Source organism: uncultured Caldilinea sp., assembly GCF_937128415.1.
Lineage (GTDB): Bacteria > Chloroflexota > Anaerolineae > Caldilineales > Caldilineaceae > Caldilinea.
Map to the genome: position 1 here is coordinate 77,837 of NZ_CAKZMJ010000006.1, position 22,167 is coordinate 100,003.

Below are 22,167 nucleotides of genomic sequence, written 5' to 3' on the forward strand. Positions count from 1 at the left end.
GTCACTGCGGCTTTTCGTATAAATGATGAAAGAATGCGACCAGAGTTTCTCCTGCTTGAATACAAACATCTTCTTTCAGTTGAATTTCTCCATTGGTCTGTATAAACGGAAATGTTCGATTTCCAATCTGTACGGAAGAGAGAATTTGTCCAGAAATGAACGGCACTCTCAACGTGCGCACAATCAGGTGGCCGTAGAGCAGACGAAGCGAAGCATGTTCCGGAGTCAATTCAAACTCACCCCAACCGCTGTCCAACGACCAAAAACAACGAAAACATCCGTCTTGTAAACGCACAGGCTGAAAACCTATGGAATGATGAACCATGTCAAACTGAAAGCCCGAAAAGGCGTTCAGCAAGGCGTAAGCCGCCATCGAGCGTGCATAGTTGCTGCCGCATTCAAATTCGTTCCAGGGGTTGCGGCGTTCGCCATCATATCGCTTACGAATCGCCTCTACGCAGACGATGCCTTCCTCGACCAGCCCATTCATGATCATGTGAGACGCTGCTGCATACTCAAACCCATTCATGGTTTCCTGGGAGTATGGAGCGGGGATGGTGGGTTTTGTCACGCCGGGCGGCCATGCGCAGATCACCAGGCCGCCTTCATCGTTCAGAGCGTAGATGCGGCAGGGGTTATAAACTTCTCCCATCACAGGGATGAAGTTGTATTTGTAAATTGCTGCATTTGCCTTGCGCACCTGTTCGGGATCGAACACTTCGCCCAAGCCATAGAGGCTGGCATGCCACTGCCCCAGAACCTGATCGATGCTTGAGCCTTCGCCAATCTGGTATTTGATTTCCTGATGTTCTTCATCCCAGTACGCTTCCAGCGTAGATCCGCCCATCAAAACACTGTCGTCCTTTGCAAACGCCTCTATGATGCGGCGATCATGTAAATCGATTCGTTGAATATAATATTCACCGTTGAACAGGTGAGTGTCCGCCCATTTCTTCCCCTTTGCAAAAATTTCTTTATATTCGGTTGCGGCTGCTTCATCGCCAAGATACTCAGCCATTTCGGCTCCGGCCTTCAACGCAGCCAGATACATGCCGGTCAGCCAGGAGTTGGGGCCGAACAACTCCATGTCAAGCGTATGATGCTGCCTCCCCCACAACACGCCGGTTTTCTCTGGGTCCCATCGATCGATGTTGTCGGGATGCCAGGCGAACTCAAGCGATTTTTTCACAGATGGCCACAGACGGCGCAGCCAGTCGCTGTCGCCGCAAATCTTCCAGTCGCGATAGACCTTCAACACGCCGCCAAATTGACCATCTGCACACGGCCTGAAATTCCAAAGGCCTGCGCCTAAAGGAAGCTGAATGCGGAAAGCCATTCCGCCGTCAGGCCGCAAGTTATACCGGTAATCCGCTTCGCGCATGGAGCGCTCTAACTTGGGAAAGAGGAAAGGCAACGTCTGTTGATAATTCCAAACATGGGTGCAGCTTCCTTCACAACACCCTGCGTCGGGATGACATCCTTCCCACCCATAAAAAGTGCCATCCTCCAGGCGGAGCACCGTTGGCGACTTCAAGATCGCCATGTTTGCTGAAACGGCGTCCAGCACTGCCGGCGGCAAAGAGGAGGAAAATAGCGCTTCTTTGAAACGATGGGTTTCGTCGAACAGCCGTTTCCACTCGGTCAATGCATACTGCGCGCTGGCCTGAGAATCCTCCCAAAGCGTCGCATAGTAATTTTTCCATGTAGGGGAGATTCCTTCTGGAAGCGCCTGCTCAGGCTTCCAGTAATTCTCACAGATAGGAAAGTTCCAGGTGATCACAAAACGCACTGTCTTGCTTTCACCAGGTTGCAAACTGAAGTGAACGGCTAATAGCCCTTCATTGTTTTCTCCTGCTCGTTCAGGAGGATAGATGCGGTTTTGGAAGCGTCCGCCTGCAGTCAAGTCTTTCCAATACACTTCCAAACTGTCAAACCACACACCGCGAAACCAGTACTGTTGCCAGCTGACAGTTGTGTCTGATGAAAGATGGGCGTCTGTAGCCAGCGTCAGATCGCCGTAGGAGGGGGCGCCGGGCTGAACCCCGTCTGAAGTCATATGCAGCGCACATCCCCAGGGGTGAAGACCAACTGTATTCAGATTATTGGCCGGTAAAGGATTGCGTAAAACACCAACCACTGTGTAGTCGAGCGGTTCATCGGTCGAATTTGTAATCGCATACTCAAAAAAAGCGGCGGGTAAACTTGAATCCCGATCGTTCAAGGGAATCAAAGGGCTAAAGGCGCGTAGCGACACTGCCCCCGGGAAGCTGTGATCGAGAAATGTTAATGTGGCGAACGGAAACTCACCTTTGAACTCAACCTCGTTGAAATGGGGGAGACCTGTCATATACTCTCGTCTTGGGCCCCATCCAAAACTTTGAAAACGAGGAGCGTGTAGCTCACCCTGATAAGGAGGCGCTAGATTGCCATGAAGGATACGTGCATCGAGCACTTTTCCGCGTGATTCGGCTCTGACGGCGAAGTGTGAAAAACCGTTCACACTCCCTTTGTTAGGTCGATTGAAAATTTCCCAGTCGATCAGGCGACCGTTGCCGGCCAGTCCGATGCAGCCGGCGCCAATGCCTCCTAGCGGAAAACTTATCTGGGTGGTTTTAGCGCCCTTATAGATGAAATTTTGCATGGAGAGCCTCGTCTGCTTGCTGGTATAAAAAGTTTTGTTTCACATTCGATGCGTCGGTTGAGGCGCCGACGGATGAAAACATTCGAAGCGAGTAAATTTGTATGCAAATTCTGGGAAGGGAGACAGTTCCGCAAAAACGTGGCGCACAACGTTTTCCAATAAAACAGGAGACGATTGTACGCGAGCGTTGAACACGAACGTCAACCGAGAGGCGTTTTGCCCCGTCGATTTCGAATCCCATCGAACCGGACCTCCAGATTCGGTGAGGCTCGCCTTGTAGCTTTCATTGTTTTCCGTGCGAAAATAGATTTTCAAATGGGCTATTGGCGCGTTATAGGCGCTCAGAGCGTTATCCATCATATGCAGGAAATGGGTGGCCCAGTTGCATGGAGAAAACTTCTGATTCGACGTAAGTTCGCCAACTGCATTCAGCCACCCCAGAGCGGCTTCCCCTGCTGCATATGTTGCATAGTCGACATCGAGTCTTTTGGCGGCGCCGGTGGTTGAAGTGAGCGCAAAATCCAGCCACGCGTCCACGCCTTCACCGGTTACGGCGGAAAGAGGAAAAATTTTATCGACGCCGTATCTTTCGGCCAGAACTTGGAATGATTCTCTTGTTTCTGCAGCCGCCGGAACGTCCTGTTTTGTCAAAACGAGCACTTCAGCTTCATGGAGCTGCTGACGAAACAGATAGTGAACTTCGCCGGAGAAACGTTCGATGTTGCGCAAAGGGTCATACGCTACCGTGAGGGGAGCGATGTGATAGGTCGAAGCGCGTTGCGCAAGCAATGGGCGAATTACGGTGGAGAGGATATCCGTACAACTTCCAACAGCCTCGGCAAATATAACGTCGGGGCTCACCTGACAGACCATCTCATCTAGCGCCTTCAGGAGGTCTGGGTATCGACAACAAAAACATCCTCCCCCCACTTCGGCGACGGCAAGCGGGGCTTGCCTGAGCAAAGCTGTGTCGACCAATTCACTCCCTTGATCGTTTGTGATGAGCCCAACACAGAACCCGCGCGATATCAATTTTTGAGCGGATGTCAACGCTAAGGTTGTCTTCCCAGCACCTAAAAATCCACCGAGTAAAATCAAATGAGGCGCCATGTTAAGATGAGCTTTTGATTTCAAAAAATGAGGAAGGGCATCCGCCTGTGTTCTCAGGAGACGTCAAGCCTTACTCTCGTGAGGACAATATCAGCCATCCTCTTTTACATTCACCCTTTTAGACCGGTGACCGCTATCCCTCGAATCACAAAGCGCTGAGCCATTAAGAAAAAGAGAAGCACAGGTAAAATCGAAATCATGACCGCTGCAAGCACATGAGCGCGGTTGCCCGTTCCCATGTAACCGCTCAACATCACAATTGCAATTGGAAAGGTGTAGTTGTCCCAACTTCGTAAGTAGAGGATTGGCCCTAAAAAGTTATTCCACGAACCCAGGAACGTAAAGATTGCCAGCGCCGACAAGGCTGGGCCTACAAGCGGCAAGGCAATCTGCCAGTACATTCTCCAATAGCCGGCTCCGTCAATTTTGGCGGCGTCGAACAATTCAGAGGGAATCCCCATAAATGCTTGCCGCAGCAGAAAAACGCCGAAAGCGCTTGTTGTGGCGGGCAAAATCAAAGCCCAGTGACTATCCAAGAGGCCGAGCATTCGGATTAGAATAAACGTGGGGATCATGATAACCGTCGCCGGAACCATGAGCGACGAGAGAAAAAGAAAGAAAATAAGATCGCGTCCCGGATAGCGAAGGCGTGCAAATGAGAAAGCCGCCATCGAGCAAGTGAGCAACTGCGCCAAAGTTGTAATCAGCGCAATTTTTAGGCTATTCCAGAAGAAAAGCAGAAAATTGATCTGCGGTGAATTGATCACAGCGAGATAATTCTGCCAATGGAAAGATGTAGGCCAGAAATCCGGCGGCAATTTGAAAGATTCCGAAGGATTGCGAAGCGATGTGGCGAGAATCCAGCTGATCGGTGCGAATTCAATAATCGCCATCACGATTAAAAAGGTCCATATGACGGTCTCCCCCAGAAAAACTCGGAACGTCTGAAAAAATCTCGAAATTCTGGAAAGATGGGGTGAAGCATCCTGGAGCATCGACATGGGAAACTCACTTTCCAGGCGTCAATCGTAATGCACCCAACGACGAGAGAGACGAAACTGAAGCAATGTTAAAACGACCAGTATCGCAAACAGCGTCAATGAAACTGCGGCGGCGTACCCCATCTCAAATCGTTTAAAGCCAATTTCATAGACATAAAGCACAATCAATCGGGTTGCATCTCCAGGGCCTCCGCCGGTTAGCACCCAAACGTTGTCGAAGACTTGGGCTGCTCCAATAATCGAGATAATGATTGCGAAGAAAGCCGTCGGAGAAATTAAGGGCAAAGTGATATAACGTACTCGTTGCAGTTGACTGGCCCCGTCGATTGCAGCGGCTTCGTATAAGACTTCCGGAATCGCCTGCAAGCCCGCCAAATAGATGACCATGAGAAAACCACACGCGCGCCACACATCGAACATGACAACCGAAACCATCGCCCACGAGGAACTGCTCAGCCAGGGCACCGGCGGCAATCCCACCTGTTGCAACAAATAGTTGACCACACCTCGATCCTGAGTCAGCAGAAAATTCCAGACCAAAGCCAGGGAAGCGGTCGTCGTAAGCACGGGGAAGAACAACGCTGTACGGAGTAGATATTTGATAATCGAAGGCATGGCGCGGTTGACGCCCATCGCCAGCAACAGTCCGAGTAGGTTGTTGAAAAATGTGGCGAACACTACGAACCGGAAAGTGTTCCAATACACCTGTTGCAGACGCCCATCCCTGGATAATTGACTTAGATTTTCAAAGCCGTTCCATGAAGGCGGAGAAAGCACGTCATATCGCATGAAAACAAGAACAAATGAGGCCAGAATGGGCACGACAAGAAAAATAAACAATGAGATGAACGCCGGAGCAATGAAAAGATAGCCGGCTACAATCTCTTGCACTCGATTCGTCGACCACCTGGAGATAGTATGGTTTTTCTTCGATACAGAAGCGTCGCACCGATGATCTGCTGTAGTCGCCAAGTTCCTTCCCCCTTTTGGAGAATTTGCATTCTCTCCAAATGCGAAGCAGCCCTATGCTCTGGCGCATGCATCGTTGCTACTCTTGCAGCAAAAAATTCGATGCAGTGCGCCAGAGCATCAAGACAAGTCGAGCCCTACTGGTTGCATCCGCACGCCATAGCAAGAGTGCCAAGACCTGCGCTGGCGAAGGAAGCTCTTCCTGCCTGCAATTTCTCCATCTCTGCTGTCACCTCTGCGTGCGCTGCGATGAGAGCCTCCTCCACGCTCTTTTCACCGTTCCAAATTGTCTGATAGTGACGATTCAGAATCGGGTCAATGATGTTGAAGTTCTTAGGGGAGGGCACCGTCTTGGCAAAATCTAGCGACTCATAGAAGATTGCGGTGTTCGGCGGTCCATATTCGGCGAAGATAGGCATTTCGGCCACCGATCGAAGGGCAGGGATATTGCCGCCAGCCTTCGTCATATCAATCGACGCATCCTTGTTGGATAGAAACTTCACGACGGTCCATGCCTCATCCGGGGTTTTCGTGGAGGTGGAGATTCCCCAACCATCGGTCCCCACCACAGTTTTGAACGGCCCAGAGCGATGGGGCTGATATTGCAGATCGTAGGTGGTGAAGCCTTCGTTGAGAGAGCCAGAGATGCACCATCGCCCACAGGTGCGCATCACAAGGTGGCCAGCGTGAAATTGCGCCCACTCCTCCCATCCCTGTGGATTGGGCGAAACTCTATATTTCAGGATCAGATCCGCCAAAAATTGCAGCGTTTCAGCCACCTTGGGATCCATCAGGTTCGATGCAGTCCATGAATCATTCAACGGAGACGTATCATTGTTGAAATACCAGGCCGCCATGCCGAACATGCCAGAGCCCCAGAAGGAGTAGGCATAACGATCATCCGCCCCTCCTGTGACCCTTGCAACCTTCAGGCAGACCTCCAGAAAATCTTCCCATGTCCAATCTTTAGACGGAGGATCAATGCCTTCCTCCTCAAAAATTTTCGTGTTGTAGTACAACACCATGTTGTTCCAGGAGAAAGGATACTCCATCTGCTTCCCATCCACCTGCAGCATCTCTCGCAGCACGGGGTGGATGTCGGTTTCCAAAATCTCTTTTTCGGCGGGATCCGCCAGGAAGTAATCATCGAGCGGCATCAAAATCTTTTTATCAGTTAGCAGCCCCAGTCCTTCAACCGCGATCATGATCACATCCAATTGCTCTCCACCGGCGATTTGAGTGACGATGCGATCCGAGTAGCCCGCCCAACCGCCTTCGCTGATATTGGTTTGGGTGATCATCAAATCGATGTCCGGCAACTGCTCAACTGCGCGCTTCATGGCCGGCTCCCATTGGCTGATCGGCATCTGAGTGGTGGCGATAATCCGCACTTTTGCCTTTGATGGAGCGGGCTCTTCAGCGGTGGGCAGTGCTCCTGGGGCGCACGCCGCAAGCAATGCCCCGGCTGAAGCCATAGCAGTCCAACGCAACAACTCCCGACGACTCATTGCAACTCCAAAAATTGACTCCCCGCGAGTAGACATGGTGGCGTCCTCCTTTGAAAAAGCTATTGAGAAGTGAAATACAAAACGCACCGAAAATCCGCCGACTATTTCTTGTTCCCCTGCGTGGAGGCCCGGACAACCAACTCACAGGGGATCAACGAGCGCACAGGGATTGCCGGCTCTCCTTCCATTTGCGCCATCAGCATTTCAAACGCAATGAGCCCCATTTCCTCGCGCGGGTAATGGACTGAGGTCAGGGGAGGCGTAGCAAACTCAGCGTTCGTTTGATCATCAAAGCCGATCAGCGCGATATCTTCAGGCACCCGCAGGCCGGCTTCTTTGATTGCTTCCAGGGCGCCTAGCGCAGCTCGATCGCTTACAGCAAACACCGCCGTAGGGGGTTCCGGCAGCTTCAACAATTCCTTCATCTCTCGATATCCCTTTTGAGGATAGCCGCTCGATATTGAAGGTTGCCGATACTCCGGAGGGATCGGGACGCCTAACTCCTCCGCCGCCCGCAACGCACCCCACCGACGATCCACCAGGGTTCTATATTTGTGCGGGCCTTCAATCAAGGCAATTCGCCGATGTCCTAGCTCAACGAGATGTTTGTATGCACAATATCCACCCCACTCGTTATCCGGAACAACAGAGTTTACAGGCAGACCCGGAATGTAAGTGTCAACCAGAACCAGGGGGATATTGCTTTCAACTAATTTCTCCGCGAGGGCGTCGTTCTCCGGACATCCCCCTAAAATAATCACGCCCTGGGGTTGTTGCTCTCGGACCGACTGGGGCAATTCACCCTTTTGCACGGTGGCGAGAAGCATCCCCAAACCATGTTGGCGCGCCTGCGCTTCAAGCGTGCGAATAATGGCGCCATATACGGTCTCAGGAAACGCCGACAACGACAGCTCTTCCATGATTAAGGCAAAAAGCTTTGAACGCGCGCCATTGCCGGCGCGCAAACGTGGAACATACCCCAACCTGGCGGCTGCTTCAGCGATTCGCTCTCGCGTAGCGGAAGCCACTCTCTCAGGGGATTGGAAAGCAAGGGAAACGGTGGATATCGAAACCCCTGCCTCCTCCGCCACATCGCGAATTGTGATTCGCGATGTCCGTTCGGATGCACTCATGGAATTGATTGCCTTGTTTTGCAGGAAAAATCGATGAAGGTTAATTCACGGTCATCACTATATCATTGATTTCTATCTTTGTCAATCGAATTTTCGATGATTTTTTGTTAAAATTTCGACAATTTCGTCGAATTTTTCGAGTACAATGCCAATTTGTCACCGATTCACTTCACGAGTTCTTTTTTGAACTCATCTTATTCCGTTTGCACTCTCAAACCACCCGCTGCGGTATAATTCACCGTATGAATCTCGATCACATTCGCAACTTTTCCATCATCGCCCACATCGACCACGGCAAGAGCACGCTGGCCGATCAGCTCATCCGCATGACCGACACGGTGACGGAGCGGGAGATGCGCGAGCAGCTCCTCGACTCCATGGAGCTGGAGCGCGAAAAAGGCGTCACCATCAAGGCCAGCGCCGTGCGCATGATCTACAAACATCGGGGCGAAGAGTACGAAATTAACCTGATCGACACGCCCGGCCACGTCGATTTCAGCTACGAGGTGCATCGCGCGCTGCAAGCCTGCGAAGGCGCCGTGCTCGTCGTCGACGCCTCGCAGGGCATTCAGGCGCAAACGATGGCGCATCTCTTCGCTGCGCTGGAGCAGAACCTCACGATCGTGCCCGTCATCAACAAGATTGACCTGCCGGCGGCCATGCCCGACGAGGTGGCGCAAGAGATCGAGGACCTGCTCGGCGTGCCCGCAGAGGACATCCCGCGCATCAGCGCCAAGGCGGGCGTCAACGTCGAAGAAGTGCTGGAGCGCGTGATTGCCGAAGTGCCGCCGCCGAAGGGCGACCTCGACGCGCCGGTGCGGGCGCTCGTCTTCGACTGCCACTACGACTCCTACAAGGGCGTGATCGCCTACGTGCGCATGGTGGACGGCGTGATCACGGGGCTGCCGAAGCTGCTGGCGATGAACACCGGCAAAACCATGGAGCCGCTGGAGATCGGCGTGCTCGTGCCGCAGATGCTGCCCGTAAACGAGCTGCACGCCGGTCAGGTGGGGTACATCGCCACCGGCCTGAAAAGCGTGCAGGACCTCGACGTCGGCGACACCATCACGTTGGCGGCGCGACCGGCGACGGAGAAACTGCCCGGCTATCGCCCGCTCAAGCCCATGGTCTTCGCCGGCCTCTATCCGACCAACCCGGACGACTACAACGAGCTGCGCGACGCGTTGGAAAAGCTTCAACTCAACGACGCCGCGCTGACCTATGAGCCGGAAACAAGTCAGGCGCTCGGCTTTGGCTTTCGACTGGGCTTTCTGGGCCTCTTTCACATGGAGATCGTGCAGGAGCGGCTCGAACGCGAGTATGACATGGACGTGATCTTCACCGCGCCATCGGTGGAGTATCGCGTGGTCAAAACGAACGGCGAGGTGATCGCTATCGACAGTCCGGCCGCGCTCCCCGATCCCACCGAGATCGAGCATATCGAGGAGCCGTGGTGCGAGCTGCGCATCTTCACTCCCGCCGAATACATCGGCCCGGTGCTGGACCTGGTGACGAAACGCCGCGGCGAGCTGAAAACGCAGAACTGGCTCGACAGCAAACGCGTCGAGATCGTCTGCCTGATTCCTCTATCGGAGATCATCGTCGATTTCTACAACGAGCTGAAAGCGCGCACCAAAGGCTACGCCAGCATGGATTACACGCTCGACCAGTATCGCCCGTCTGACATGGTCAAGCTCGACATTCTGGTCAACCACCAGCCCGTGGACGCGCTCAGCATCATCGTGCATCGCGATCAGGCCTATCACAAGGGCCAGCGGCTGGTCAGCAAGATGAAGGAGATCATCCCGCGGCAGATGTTCGAGGTGCCCATTCAGGCCGCCATCGGCAATAAAATTATCAGCCGCGCCAACGTCAAGGCGTTGCGCAAGGACGTGCTCGCCAAATGTTACGGCGGCGACGTCACGCGCAAGCGCAAGCTGTTGGAAAAGCAGAAGGCGGGCAAAAAACGCATGAAGATGGTCGGCTCGGTCGAGATTCCCCAGGAAGCCTTCATGTCGGTGCTCAGCCTTGAAGAGGAATAGCGAGGCCGACTGCGAGAGTGTCAGATTCTCCTCTTCTTTGGGCACTTTGCTTGCTCCTTGATCGACGTTCTGCAGGGAAAGACTGATGCATGAAGCGCCCGCCAGGAAGTCGTTGGGGCAGAACTTCCTGACCGACCGCCGCTATCTGGCGCCGATCCTGGAGGCGGCGGAGCTTACGCCAACGGACAACGTGCTGGAGATCGGCCCTGGCAGAGGCGTTTTGACGGAGGCGTTGGCCTCGCGCGTGGGGTGCCTCGTCGCCGTCGAGCTGGATGATCGCCTGATCGAACCGCTGCGTCAACGCTTCGCAGGACAACCTCATGTGCATATTGTGCACGGCGATATCTTGGAGCACGCGCCGGACCGACTTGTCGCCGCCGCGTGCCTGGTCAGGACGGAAGGTTCGGAATCCGACGCCGCTGAAGGCTTTCAACCGGAAGAAGCGCCTTCTCCATCCTATCCGCGCCCCATTCCATTCTCCTACAAGGTGGTGGCCAATCTGCCCTACTACATCACGAGCGCAGCGCTGCGCCATCTGCTCGAAGCGGAGCGGCCGCCTTCGCTTGCCGTGCTGATGGTGCAGTGGGAGGTCGCACAGCGCATCTGCGCCGGTCCAGGGGAGATGTCGCTGCTGGCGGTGAGTGTGCAATACTATGCAGAGCCGCGCATTGTGCAGCGCGTGCCGGCGAGAGCCTTTTCACCGAAGCCCAAGGTGGACAGCGCCGTTCTGCAGTTGCGCGTGCGCAGCCGGCCGGCGGTTGCCGTCGCGCCGGATCGCTTCTTTCGCGTGGTGCGCGCCGGCTTCAGTCAGAAACGCAAACAGCTGGTCAACACGCTGGCTGCAGGTCTGCGCCTCGACAAAAAGGAGGCGCAGACCTGGTTAGAGGAGGCGGGCGTCAATCCGACGCGCCGCGCAGAAACACTTTCTTTGAAGGAATGGGAGGCGTTGTGTCAACAGGCGCCGCTCTGATGAAATGAAAAATGAATCCGGCAATTTCGTAGGCGTTGCGTCTGCTCCCGTAAGTCATCGCCTCCGACGTGACGCACCGATCACGCACAGCCCCCGCTGTCGGAAGCCGAAGCTGTGCAGATGCCAGAGCATCTGGGTGAAGGTCACCCGAGCGCCAGGGCTTAGGTCGCGTCCTGACAACCGATGCGTTGGCTAAAGCTCGATGCGTTGGCTAAAGCTCGTCCGCAGCGGGCGAAGGCTGCGCTTTCCTTCCAATAACCCAAGAAACGAGGCGCTCCTTCAGCCATTCGCGAAGCGAAAACGCCGAACGAGGGGTTTCAGAGGACTCTTCGACGCATGCATAGAGGTTGCGATCGCACAAGTGGAGTCGCACCATCTCGGCCTCGAAGATGCGTTCTCCTTCATACGGCGACATCATAGAATCCCTCCCGAATCTCAAATCCCTCCTGGATTGTGTCAGTGTAGTCTCCCCAATACCCAATAGTAGACGTCTTCTCTTGACAGCGTCGGCAATGATGAAAATCCCGCCGGGCTCGCAAAGCGCTCTCCTGCTTTGCGCCCTTGCGCTGGATCTATTTTGAACCCAGGTTCATGTGGAATGTTTGCTGAAATCTTCCAGGAAGCTTTGGAGCTTCTAAGAAACCGCCCTAGAGGTCAGCGCTGAACGTCAGGCTTCGCCCTCGATAAAATTAAAGACGTCCTAGAAAGACGTTGGCGGGCGATTGATTTGATTCTGCGTCGAATTGGAGGTTATCCTACACAGGAATGAATCTCCTGTCAATCTCAAAAAATCATCCATTCTCTGGGAACGAGGTGTTCGATGCAGATACTTGTGCTTGGAAGCGGCCTGATGGGGCCGGCTGCAGCCTACAATGCCCTCGCCGATCCGCGCGTGACGCAGGTGACGCTGGCGGACAAAGACCCGGCGCAACTGGACGCGGCCCGCGCCAGGTTGACGTCGCTCCTGCTCAACCCCGCACAACTGGAGACCGTGGTCATCGATCTGGCCGACCTGCACGCCGCCGCCAACCTGATCGCCCGGCATGATGCAGTCGTGGCTGCCTTGCCAGGCGCAGTGATCCCGCTGGGCGTGCGCGCCGCAGTGGCCGCGCGCACGCCATGGGTGGACCTTTCCTGGCCGCCGCAAGAGGAGCTGCCGCGAGGTCGAAGCGTGGCATCAAGGCTTTATGCCGTGGCTGCTCGAGCTAGAGGTGTTCAAAAATATCAGGCTGGGCACACAGAAGACGATCCGCTGGCCTGGCTTCGCCGCCAAGGCGACGGTGTTGCGCGATCTCGGGCTGCTTAGCCAGCAGCCGATCGATGTGGACGGCGTGGAGGTGGCGCCCAAGGCCGTGGTCGACGCCGTGCTCTATCCCTACGTCAAGATGCGCGAACACGATCGCGACCTGACCATCTTTCGCGTTGAGGTGAGCGGCGTCAAAGATGGCTTCCCCCATCGACGGCGCATCGACATGGTGGATCGCTACGACGAAACGCTGGGCTTCACCTCGATGGCGCGCGTCACGGCGTTCACCGGCGCCATCGTCGCGCGCATGGCGGCCGGTGGAGATTTCGGCGCAGCCAAGGGATGGATCACGCCCGAAAAGTTGCTCACCGGCGAGCGATTCCATCGACTCGTCCAGGAACTTGCCGGCGCAGGCGTCGCGTTCACGGAGACTGTTGAGGAGACGATGCGGTTGGTCTGAAGCAGGAAAAGTCGGAGAGCGCGCCTAGGAGGTGGGTTGGGGCGCAGCGTCGGCAAGCACGGCGAGGAGCTGAGGGCCGTAGTTGGCCGCCTTCCAGGCGGTCAGCTCCGGAAGCGCCGCCAGTGCGTCCAGCGTGGCAGGGTTGTGCGTCGCAATGGCCAAAAGCGCACTGTTGGGAAGCACAACGTCGGCGTCGACGCCGCGCTGCTGGGCCAGTTCGGTGCGCCAGCGACGCAAGGCGTCATAGCGCGCCTGCACAGCCTTGTCAAGCATCGGTTCAGGCCGGTCTTCCTCGTCAGGGGGCGTCGGCGTCGGCTGTTGTTGACCGGCGCGGATGGCCTGGAGCATCTCCTCGCCAAAGCGCTTGACCTGCAAGGCCGAAAGCCTCGACGTTTCCGCCAGCGCATCGAGGGTGAGAGGCTGCAATTTGGCCAGTTCCACCAGCGCGGCGTCGTTGACGATCTTAAAAGGCGGACGATCGAGCGCGCGCGCCTTCTGCTCGCGCCAGCGCCACAGCGCTTCGAGCACGCCCAGATGCTCTGGAGGGACGTCGCGCACAGCGCGCATCTGCCAAAACGAGCGTTCATCGCGCATGCGCGCAGCCGGATCGCTGTCCGTCAGCGACGCAAAGGCGTCCAACGCCTCCTCCCACCGTCCTCTGCGTTGAAGCTCCTCCGCCAGCCGGTCGCGCAAGGGCAACAGATAGTGGGTGTCCATCTGGGCGTAGGCGATCTGTTCCGGCGTCAGCGGACGTTTCCCCCAGTCGGTGCGCTGCATGCGCTTATTGCTGACGATGCCGAAATGTTTTTCCAAGATTGCGGCCAGCCCGACCTGCTTCCACCCTAAAATGCGCGCCGCCAGCTGCGTGTCGAAGACGCGGCCGAACCTGAACCCATAGCTGCGATACAGCATCAAGATGTCGTTGTCGGCTGCATGCATCACGACTTCGATCGAAGGATCGGCGAACAGCTCGCCCAGCGGCGAAAGATCGCTTAACCGCAAGGGATCGACCAGAAAATCGAGGATTTCTTCATGGCTCGTTGCATACGTCGAAATCTGAATCAGGCAGACCTTGCCCTGATAGCTGTAGAGGCTGTTGCTTTCCGTATCGAGCGCAAAGCGCGGTTGGCTGCGCAGGTGCTCGACCAGGCGACGCAGCGAGTTTGCAGTATAGATGAGCGGTTGAATTGGCTTTGAATTATCTGACATTCGAGCGTAAAATCCTTCAAGACCCTGCGCTCTGCTGAGACAGAGCGCAAGTCATCTTACTGCGCGTCCTGAAGCCTGTCAAACAGAGGTTGTGATTCTGCTATCCATTCCGCAAGCAGCGCATTGACGCAAGGAGAGACCCTGTGCAACTTCATCCTTTTCATGAAGGTGGCCCGCCTGAAAGTGGCGCAACGACGCAGCGCGGCTTTCTCCGCTCCATCTCGTTTGAACTGCTGGGGCTGTTCCTCTTTGTGGCGATCTTTCATCTGTTCTCTGCAATCGGCCCTGCGCTGGATGAAACCGGCTTGCTGCTGCTGAGCCTGGTCATGGCCGTGGTCCCTGCTTTGCTGTGGCTGGCGGTCTTCTATCGGATCGACCGCGCAGAGCCGGAGCCGAAACGGCTGGTGCTGGGCGTCTATCTGATGGGACTGCTGCTGATGGCCGCCCTCTATCAGCCGCTTTTCGGCGTCGTTTTTGCAGTAGAAAGCTGGCTGCGCGCCTACGGGTGGTCGCATCTGGTGGGAGGCGTCCTGGTGACCGGCATGGCGAGCATGGCCATCGTCTACGCCGCCGTGCGCATCGTGGTCTTCGGCAATCCAGAATTTGATGAACGTCTTGACGGGATCATCTACGCTGTAGCAGCCGGGTTGGGCGTCGCAACGGTTCATAATTTTGTCTATGTCTTCCAGCATGGCGGGGTTGACTTGGACGTCGGCTCCATTCGCATCGTGGTCAACGCGTTGGGCTACGGCAGCATCGCCGGCGTGCTCGGTTACTTCATCGGCCAGGCGCGCTTTGAAAAGACGCCGCTCTTCTATCTGCCGGCGGGCGTCGTCCTCTCGGCTGCGTTGCTTGGCCTCTATTTTTTTCTGGTCGAACAGACGGGTTCGACCGGCCTGCGCGCCGAGTTCTGGCGACAGCTACTCTTGGGGCTTTTGCTTACGTTGTTGGTGATGGGCGCGGTGAGCTGGCTGGTGCGTCGCGCCGACGAGGAGACGGCGCGCGTGGCGCAACTTGCAGCCACCGGCGACCGCTGGGAGCCAAAACCTGTAGAAACAGCGTCGGACCGAGGAGAATAGTCGCATGCTCTGGATCGATCGCCTGATCAAACCCAGCCCCACCAACGCGCCCCCTTCGCCGGGGGAGTTCGTGCGCAACGACCTCGCCGTGGCGGCGACCGTGCTGTTTGCGTTCATCCTTGCGCTGGGGGTGCGCAATCAGGTTTACAACGCTGCGCAATACGCAACGCTCAACGACGGCAGGCTGCGCATCGCCTATCCCGAGCGCTGGGTGCTGCGCGAACAAAGCGAGGTTGGCTTCACCGCACTCCATCTCGCCAGCCCGAGCGCCTACGACACGCGCGTCGAGGTCAGCAGCCGCCCGCTGCGCGAGGGGGAGACGTTGGAACGGGCGCGCTTCGAGCGCAGCCTGCAGCTTGCCTCCGAGTTGACGGCTTACCGCGAGCTGGAATCCGTCGCCATGCAGGCGATCGACGGCGCGCCGGCCATCGTCACCACGTATGGATTCGTCGCCGACCCTATGCGCGAGCTCGGCGCAATCGACCTGCCGGTGGTGGTGGAGGCGCAGGACATTCAGTTCGTCCACGACGGATGGGTGTATGTGATCTCGTTGCGCGCTGACGCAGCGCACTGGGAATCCGCCGCCCGCTCCTTCGCAGTGGTGAGGAATAGCATCCGCCTGCGAACGCCAGACCGCACTGCGAGCGCGCCCGATGCAGCCGGAGGCTTTGAGGGCGCCGCCCGCCCCTGAGGAGGAGATGGATGATGCAGTCGCCTCACGTTCAATCGGCGCACAAGTTCCGGATCGATCCAACGTTGCGAAGCTTGCTGCTGTTGGCCGCAGCGTTGTGCCTGGCGGGCGCAGTTTTTTCAGCCGAGGCGGCGCTGGGCGTCGAGCGAGAAGCGTTGCGCCGCGCCCTGCGCGCCACCGTGCTCGTCCTGACGCCGAACGACGCCGGCGAGATCGATCGCACCGGCAGCGGCACAGTCCTCGACCCCGACAAGGGCTATATCCTGACCAACTTCCATGTGATGGCCGACCCGGAGACCGGCGCGTGGGTGAACCGCGAAGGAACCGCCGCCATCGGCGTCATTACTGAAGACATTCGCAGCGCGCCGGTCTTGCGCTACAAAGCGCGCATGGTGGACTATGACGTCAGATACGATTTGGCCCTCCTGCAAATCGTCGGCCACCTCGATGATGACAACGCAGGGTTGCCCGCCAACCTCGGATTGACGACCGTGCCGCGCGGGGACAGCGACGACCTGTTGCCCGGCGACCGTCTGGCCGTGATCGGATACCCAGGGCTGGGCGGCGTCACCGTCACTTACACCGAAGGCGTCGTCTCCGGCTTTTTAGACGAGGACAACGACGGCGAATTCGAGTGGATCAAGACCGACGCCGAAGTCAATCCGGGCAACTCCGGCGGTCTGGCCATCGACAGCGCGGGCAACTTCATCGGCGTGCCCACCTCCGGCTATTCGCGCGCCGACGTCGCCGGCAAGATCAGCCTGGTGCGCCCCGCCTCCATTGCGTTGCGTTTTTATGACAACGCCGTCCTGGGGCAGGGCGGTCGATCAGGCGCCAGATCGCCGGGCGCTGCGCTGTCCAGCAGCCGAGAAGCCACCATCGCCGCCGTCGAGTTCGGGGCCGCGGTCAACCGGCAGAGCAAGGTGACGCAGCCGCTCACGGTCTTTCCCAGCGGCTCCACCGACATTTATGTGAGCTTCGAGTTCAACGGCTTTCGCAACGGACAGCGCTTCTCCTATGTCTGGAAGCTGGACGGCGAAACCGTCTACTCCGACGCCTTCGCCTGGCAGGAAGGCGCCAGTGGAACAAGTTGGCTGCACCTGTACAGCACCGAGGGGCTGCCCGATGGCGTGTACACTGTGGAGATGCGGCTTGATGGCGTTTTGCTGCATGCAGCCTCGGTTACGGTCGGCGCGCGCTCGACCGGCGCAGCCGACGCCTCGTTTGGAGCCATCACCTTCGCCGCCGGCGTCACCGACGACCTGGAGCCGATCCAGCCCGGCGACTCTTTCGTTGACGTCAAGACCGTGTACGCCATCTTCTCGGTCGGAAACATGCGCAAAGGCGCGCTCTGGCGCACGCGCTGGCTCTACGAGGGAGACGAAGTATTGTCTGAAAAGGACGTCTGGAGCGCAAGCGACGTGCGCAAAACCTGGGTGAGCCTGACGCATCCGGATGGATTGCCTGTGGGTCGCTATTCGCTGGAGCTTTACATCGGCGAGCGGCTGGCGCAGCACGGGGACTTCACGATCGCCGCTCGCACTCCGGAGCGCAGCGGTCGGACCGTCAGCGTTGTCGGCGTCGTGCGCGACATCAACAACAGCCGACTGCCGGTGGTCGGCGCGCTGGTCGTGTTGCTCAAGCCTGGCGTCCGCGCACAGGAGTGGATCGACAGCGATTTCGACGCCGGGTTGATCCACGCCACCGGAACCAGCGGGCGCAGAGGCGCCTATCAACTGAACGCCCGAGTGACGCCGGGTGCGAGCCATGCGCTGGTCGTGGTGCATGAGGACTATCAGCCGCTGATCGTCGACGGCTATACTTTCCCGGAGGACGCAAGCGACCCTTATCAACTGGACGTCGCATTGCGGCGTTAGCCGCCTCTTTGCTCGATCTGCTCTGTCTGGCGCCACGTTCGACTGCGCAACCCCCTTCTATCGGGTGCAAATGGCGCTTCGCACCCTTGCCGCGCAAACAACTCGACAAACGACCGATCTCGCCGACGCCGTCCTCGGCGTATGCTGTCTTTGCAACAGTTTCAACCTCTCCGATCGATTCCAGGATGCGCATAATGCCTACACTTGTTCATCTCTTGAGACGCCTGCGCCTGCTCAGCCTGCTGGTGGTGGGCCTCAGCGCTTCCGTTGCGCTGGCGCAGACCGCTCCGCCGCCGGACGGCGCCACCCTTTACCTGCCGGCGGTGATGGGTCCGCCGCCTGCCAAAGTGCTGATCGCAGCCGCTTACATTGACAGCGCCGTCAGCTACGAGCCGGATGAGGCGATCTTGCTGTGGAACGTCGGCGGAAGCGCACAGCCGTTGGCGGGATGGTCGCTGCGTGCAGGAGGTCGGGAAGCTTCGTTTGCCTCGACGAGCGCGCTGCTGCTCCGGGCGGGCGAACGCCTCTGGTGCACGGCCAATACGAACAGCTTTCGTCTCTCTTTCGGCGAGGAAGCAAGATGCGCCTGGAGCTCCGCAGACAACGAGGCGGAGCTGTTGAGCGCAGGGCTGACGCTCAACAACAACGGCGGCGTGCTTGCACTCCTCGATGAGCGGCGACGCGTGGTTGACGCCATGCTGTATGGAGCCTCCACGCAGGCAGCGGACGGATGGCTCGGCCCGCCAGTGCAGCTTTACACGCGTGGGCTTGCCACCGCCGGCGGGCAGGTGTGGCGTCGCAAGGCGGACCCGCTGAGCGGACTGCCGATCGACAACGACGTTGCCTCGGATTGGGCGAGCGATCTGGCGGATCTGGCCTGGGGAAGACGCGTGCATCAGCCGGGTTGGGGCGGCTGGAGCCGCGAGGACGGACTGTGGCCGTGGCGCGGCGCAGAAAACGCCTCCTGGGAAGTCGCCGTCGGGCCGGAGGGGCTGTATGCGCCCATGTTGCGCTTTCTGGAGTCGGCCACCCGTTCGCTCGACCTCAGCCTCTATACGCTGGAGCATCCCTCGCTTGCCGTCGCCTTGGCGGCGGCCGCACAGCGCGGCGTGCGTGTGCGCATCATGCTCGACGGCGCGCCGCCGGGGGGCGTCACCAACCTGCAAAAATGGTGCGTCCGCCAGATCGCCGAGGCCGGCGGCGAGGTCTACTACATGGCGGTCGCCGACGATGCGCCGAGAGGCTACAAGCGTCGTTATCGCTATCTGCACGCCAAATATGGGATCGCCGATGAGCGCAGAGCGTTCGTCGGCACCGAAAATTTGACGCTGAACGCCATGCCGGAGCCGACGGAAGCGCCGGTCGGCGGTCGTCGCGGCTTCTATCTCTTCACCGATGCAACCGGCGTCGTCGCAGCGCTGCGCACGCTCTTTGACCTGGACTGGCGACCGACGACTTTCGCCGATCTACGCCCCTATGAAGCCTCGCACCCGAAATACGGCGCGCCGCCGTCGGATTTTGCGCCTCCTCCAGCTCCGCTCTTTCCCGTCTCAGAGGCGCCCTTTGGCGATCCGCTCCAGGTGTCCGGTCTCATGCCTTTTCTCGTCGTCAGCGCGCCGGAAAACGCCCTGCGCCCCGACGCCGGCGTCCAGGCGTTGCTTCACCGCGCCGGCGTCGGCGATGAAATCGTCTTTGTCCAGATGTATGAACACAAATTCTTCGGCGAATCCTCCAGCAACCCGATCGCCGATCCCAACCCTCGCCTTGAAGCGGCGATCGGCGCCGCGCGTCGCGGCGCACGCGTGCGACTGCTCCTTGACAGTTTTTTCGATGATCCGGATGGGCTGCGCAACAACCGGGCGACCGTCGCCTACGTGCGCGCCATTGCAGAGGCCGAAGGCCTCGATCTCGATGCACGGGTCGGCAACCCGACCGCTGGCGGCATTCACGCCAAGCTCGTTCTCGTGCGCACAGGCGGAGAGTGGTGGTCGGCGGTCGGCAGCTTGAACGGCGGAGAGACGAGCCACAAACTGAACCGCGAGGTTGTCTTGATGGTCGAACACCCTGAAATTTACGCTCGACTGTACAGCGTCTTTGAACGGGACTGGGGACGCAGCGATGCAGAGGAATAGAGATTGCGCGTCGCTCTTTCGACCTTCAGAGGAGGCTGCTCTCTTTCAGGAAGCTCCTGATTTTTACCAAAATCATCTGGCAATGGGGGCTGTGGCTCGGAGCTGCGGCGTCTCGGCAAATCACAGGGTTTTGGGTGAAGCGGGGGGCGCGGCGACGAGCAGCGCCTGGCATCGGAACGGGGAGGAGGCCCTCACCCCCTGGCCCCTCTCCCAATGCTGGGAGAGGGGGAGGAGGGCGCATCGTAGGGGCGGCTCGCAGCCGCCCACCCTCGGCAATCACAAGGTTGGGGGGAGACCGGCAAAACGCAATGCAAACGGCGCCTCCGGATTGCCGGAATCATTTGCTAAACTCCATCGAGCCTCCTGGAAGGCGGCGGCGAACGCCCCAACGGACCTGGAAAAAAAGTCAGTCCAGATAGTCGTAGGCGATCAAGGTTAAAAACTCGATAAACTCTTCACTTAGACAGAGCGTATCCAGAATCTCAACGGCGTCCTTGTAACGGCCTGCAGCGATTCCCCCCAGCTTCGCCAGCTCTTCATCGCGCATTTGGGCGTACAATTCCCGCGTCACCGGTCGCCCGTCCGCCAGCGTTGCGCCGTGATGAATCCACTGCCAGATCTGCGAGCGGGAGATCTCGGCGGTGGCGGCGTCCTCCATCAGGTTGTTGATCGCCGCCGCGCCGTTGCCTTGCAGCCAGGCGTTCAGATATTGCAAGGCGACGCTGACGTTGAGGCGCAGCCCTTCCTCCGTAATTGAACCGCCCGGCACCGCAATGTTGGTGAGCTCCTGGTCTGTGACGTGCACATCCTCGCGCAGGCGGTCTTTCTGGTGCGGCTTGTCTCCCAAATAGCTGTTGGCTACTTCCATCACAGTCGGCACCAGGTCGGGATGCGCCACCCAGGTGCCGTCGCAGCCGTCGCCGAACTCGCGCAGCTTGTCCTCGCGCACCTTCTTGAGTGCATTTTCGGTCACCACCGGATCGCGGCGGTTGGGGATGAAGGCCGCCATGCCGCCGATGGCGTGGGCGTCATGCTTGTGGCAGGTGCGAATCAGCAGCTCGGTGTAGGCGCGCATGAAGGGAACGGTCATCGTCACCTGCGCGCGGTCGGGCAGGATCAGGCGCTCGTTTTTGGCGAACTTCTTGATCACGCTGAAGATATAGTCCCACCGGCCGGCGTTGAGGCCGGCGCCGTGTTCGCGGATTTCATAGAGAATCTCCTCCATCTCCAGCGCGGCCAGGATGGTTTCGATCAGCACGGTGGCGCGGATCGAGCCGCGCGGAATTCCAAGCGCATCCTGCGCCGCATTGAAGACGTCGTTCCATAGCCGCGCCTCGAGATGGCTCTCCAGCTTGGGCAAATAGAAATAGGGGCCGCTGCCCCGGTTCAACAGCTCTTTGGCGTTGCGGAACATATAGAGGCCGAAATCGAAGAGGCTGGCCGAGATCGGCTCGCCGTCGACGTGGACATGCTTTTCCACCAGATGCCAGCCGCGCGGGCGCACGACCAGCGTCGCCATTTCAGCGTTCAGCGCGTACCGTTTGCCGTCCGGGCTCTCGAACGAGATGGTGCGGCGAATGGCGTCGCTGCAGTTGATCTGGCCGTGGATCACATTGCTCCACGTCGGCGAGAGCGCGTCCTCGAAGTCGGCCATGAAAACTTTGGCGCCGGAATTGAGGGCGTTGATCATCATCTTGCGTTCGCTGGGGCCGGTGATTTCAACGCGGCGGTCGTTGAGGTCCTCTGGGGCCGGGGCCACCCGCCACGCAGCGGTGCGGATCGGCGCAGTCTCCGGCAGAAACCCGGGCATCTCCCCTGCGTCGAAGCGTTTCTGGCGCTCCTTGCGCGCCGCAAGCAGCTCGAGGCGCCGGGGGTTGAACCGGCGATGCAGCGCAGCGACAAATTCGAGCGCCTCCGGAGTCAGCACCTCGGTGACTGCTGGAAACATTGCGCCGACGATGTGCACGCCGGCTGGCGTCGTCTGGGTCATGGCTCACTCCTGTCTGTTATGCAACGGGTCATCGTCTCTGGGCGAACTTACGATATGGCGCATGTAGTTTATTCGTCCGATGTTTTGTCTCAATTCAGAGCGTGTGTAA

General features: G+C 58.2%; 16 protein-coding genes. 8 read left to right on the top strand and 8 right to left on the bottom strand.

The genetic code is table 11. The features are described from left to right. Window position 1: 1 nt before the first annotated feature. The 6 genes from Q0367_RS00720 to Q0367_RS00745 form a co-directional block, all read right to left on the bottom strand. A complete protein-coding gene (locus Q0367_RS00720) occupies window positions 2-2,641 on the bottom strand; it encodes a GH116 family glycosyl-hydrolase (RefSeq protein WP_298980625.1) in 2,640 nt (879 codons plus the stop codon). Window positions 2,642-2,680: 39 nt separating this feature from the next. Then, window positions 2,681-3,751 (bottom strand): GTP-binding protein, encoded by a 1,071-nt coding sequence (locus Q0367_RS00725; RefSeq protein ID WP_298980626.1) that lies wholly within the window; start codon window positions 3,749-3,751, stop codon window positions 2,681-2,683. A 110-nt stretch (window positions 3,752-3,861) separates the two neighbouring features. After that, window positions 3,862-4,752, bottom strand: a complete 891-nt coding sequence (locus Q0367_RS00730; protein WP_298980627.1) for a carbohydrate ABC transporter permease — start codon at window positions 4,750-4,752, stop codon at window positions 3,862-3,864. 21 nt (window positions 4,753-4,773) lie between these two features. Further along, the gene (locus Q0367_RS00735; protein ID WP_298980628.1) at window positions 4,774-5,643 is read right to left on the bottom strand and encodes a carbohydrate ABC transporter permease; all 870 of its coding nucleotides are present in this window, start codon (window positions 5,641-5,643) and stop codon (window positions 4,774-4,776) included. A gap of 215 nt (window positions 5,644-5,858) precedes the next feature. Beyond that, window positions 5,859-7,265: a sugar ABC transporter substrate-binding protein gene (locus Q0367_RS00740; RefSeq protein ID WP_298980629.1), complete on the bottom strand. Its 1,407-nt coding sequence runs from the start codon at window positions 7,263-7,265 to the stop codon at window positions 5,859-5,861. Between the two features lie 65 nt (window positions 7,266-7,330). Next, complete coding sequence (locus tag Q0367_RS00745) at window positions 7,331-8,362, bottom strand: LacI family DNA-binding transcriptional regulator (RefSeq protein WP_298980630.1); 1,032 nt, start codon at window positions 8,360-8,362, stop codon at window positions 7,331-7,333. Window positions 8,363-8,604: 242 nt separating this feature from the next. Between Q0367_RS00745 and lepA the strand changes: the two genes are divergently transcribed. The 4 genes from lepA to Q0367_RS00765 all read left to right on the top strand — a co-directional run bounded on the left by lepA (window position 8,605) and on the right by Q0367_RS00765 (window position 13,080). Continuing rightward, window positions 8,605-10,404, top strand: a complete 1,800-nt coding sequence (gene lepA / locus Q0367_RS00750; RefSeq protein WP_298980631.1) for a translation elongation factor 4 — start codon at window positions 8,605-8,607, stop codon at window positions 10,402-10,404. An 85-nt stretch (window positions 10,405-10,489) separates the two neighbouring features. Next, window positions 10,490-11,374 (top strand): rRNA adenine dimethyltransferase family protein, encoded by an 885-nt coding sequence (locus tag Q0367_RS00755; RefSeq protein WP_298980632.1) that lies wholly within the window; start codon window positions 10,490-10,492, stop codon window positions 11,372-11,374. A gap of 820 nt (window positions 11,375-12,194) precedes the next feature. Then, window positions 12,195-12,680: a saccharopine dehydrogenase NADP-binding domain-containing protein gene (locus tag Q0367_RS00760; protein WP_298980633.1), complete on the top strand. Its 486-nt coding sequence runs from the start codon at window positions 12,195-12,197 to the stop codon at window positions 12,678-12,680. Next, on the top strand, window positions 12,586-13,080 hold the full coding sequence (locus Q0367_RS00765; RefSeq protein WP_298980634.1) for a saccharopine dehydrogenase family protein: 495 nt from the start codon (window positions 12,586-12,588) through the stop codon (window positions 13,078-13,080). Before Q0367_RS00760 ends, Q0367_RS00765 begins: the two co-directional genes overlap by 95 nt. Window positions 13,081-13,104: 24 nt before the next feature. Here Q0367_RS00765 and Q0367_RS00770 read toward each other — a convergent pair whose 3' ends face one another. After that, window positions 13,105-14,289 carry a ribonuclease D gene (locus Q0367_RS00770; protein ID WP_298980635.1) on the bottom strand — a complete coding sequence of 395 codons (1,185 nt, stop codon included), beginning with the start codon at window positions 14,287-14,289 and terminating at the stop codon, window positions 13,105-13,107. Window positions 14,290-14,432: 143 nt separating this feature from the next. Between Q0367_RS00770 and Q0367_RS00775 the strand changes: the two genes are divergently transcribed. From Q0367_RS00775 to Q0367_RS00790, 4 genes are all read left to right on the top strand, one after another. After that, complete coding sequence (locus Q0367_RS00775) at window positions 14,433-15,368, top strand: PrsW family intramembrane metalloprotease (RefSeq protein WP_297639597.1); 936 nt, start codon at window positions 14,433-14,435, stop codon at window positions 15,366-15,368. A 4-nt stretch (window positions 15,369-15,372) separates the two neighbouring features. Continuing rightward, entirely contained in the window at window positions 15,373-16,059 is a 687-nt protein-coding gene (locus Q0367_RS00780; protein ID WP_298980636.1) for a hypothetical protein, read from the top strand. A gap of 11 nt (window positions 16,060-16,070) precedes the next feature. Further along, the gene (locus Q0367_RS00785) at window positions 16,071-17,936 is read left to right on the top strand and encodes a S1C family serine protease (protein ID WP_298980637.1); all 1,866 of its coding nucleotides are present in this window, start codon (window positions 16,071-16,073) and stop codon (window positions 17,934-17,936) included. Window positions 17,937-18,130: 194 nt separating this feature from the next. Further along, window positions 18,131-20,068 (top strand): phospholipase D-like domain-containing protein, encoded by a 1,938-nt coding sequence (locus tag Q0367_RS00790; protein WP_298980639.1) that lies wholly within the window; start codon window positions 18,131-18,133, stop codon window positions 20,066-20,068. A gap of 406 nt (window positions 20,069-20,474) precedes the next feature. On the opposite strand, the gene aceB is transcribed toward Q0367_RS00790, so the two are convergent. Next, on the bottom strand, window positions 20,475-22,058 hold the full coding sequence (aceB, locus tag Q0367_RS00795) for a malate synthase A (RefSeq protein WP_297639608.1): 1,584 nt from the start codon (window positions 22,056-22,058) through the stop codon (window positions 20,475-20,477). Window positions 22,059-22,167 lie beyond the last annotated feature (109 nt).

Coding starts and splice junctions, on each gene's coding strand:
- Q0367_RS00720 (WP_298980625.1), bottom strand. CDS start 2,641: ATGCAAAATTTCATCTATAAGGGCGCTAAAACCACCCAGATAAGTTTT.
- Q0367_RS00725 (WP_298980626.1), bottom strand. CDS start 3,751: ATGGCGCCTCATTTGATTTTACTCGGTGGATTTTTAGGTGCTGGGAAG.
- Q0367_RS00730 (WP_298980627.1), bottom strand. CDS start 4,752: ATGTCGATGCTCCAGGATGCTTCACCCCATCTTTCCAGAATTTCGAGA.
- Q0367_RS00740 (WP_298980629.1), bottom strand. CDS start 7,265: ATGTCTACTCGCGGGGAGTCAATTTTTGGAGTTGCAATGAGTCGTCGG.
- Q0367_RS00745 (WP_298980630.1), bottom strand. CDS start 8,362: ATGAGTGCATCCGAACGGACATCGCGAATCACAATTCGCGATGTGGCG.
- lepA (WP_298980631.1), top strand. CDS start 8,605: ATGAATCTCGATCACATTCGCAACTTTTCCATCATCGCCCACATCGAC.
- Q0367_RS00755 (WP_298980632.1), top strand. CDS start 10,490: ATGCATGAAGCGCCCGCCAGGAAGTCGTTGGGGCAGAACTTCCTGACC.
- Q0367_RS00760 (WP_298980633.1), top strand. CDS start 12,195: ATGCAGATACTTGTGCTTGGAAGCGGCCTGATGGGGCCGGCTGCAGCC.
- Q0367_RS00770 (WP_298980635.1), bottom strand. CDS start 14,289: ATGTCAGATAATTCAAAGCCAATTCAACCGCTCATCTATACTGCAAAC.
- Q0367_RS00780 (WP_298980636.1), top strand. CDS start 15,373: ATGCTCTGGATCGATCGCCTGATCAAACCCAGCCCCACCAACGCGCCC.
- Q0367_RS00785 (WP_298980637.1), top strand. CDS start 16,071: ATGATGCAGTCGCCTCACGTTCAATCGGCGCACAAGTTCCGGATCGAT.
- Q0367_RS00790 (WP_298980639.1), top strand. CDS start 18,131: ATGCCTACACTTGTTCATCTCTTGAGACGCCTGCGCCTGCTCAGCCTG.
- aceB (WP_297639608.1), bottom strand. CDS start 22,058: ATGACCCAGACGACGCCAGCCGGCGTGCACATCGTCGGCGCAATGTTT.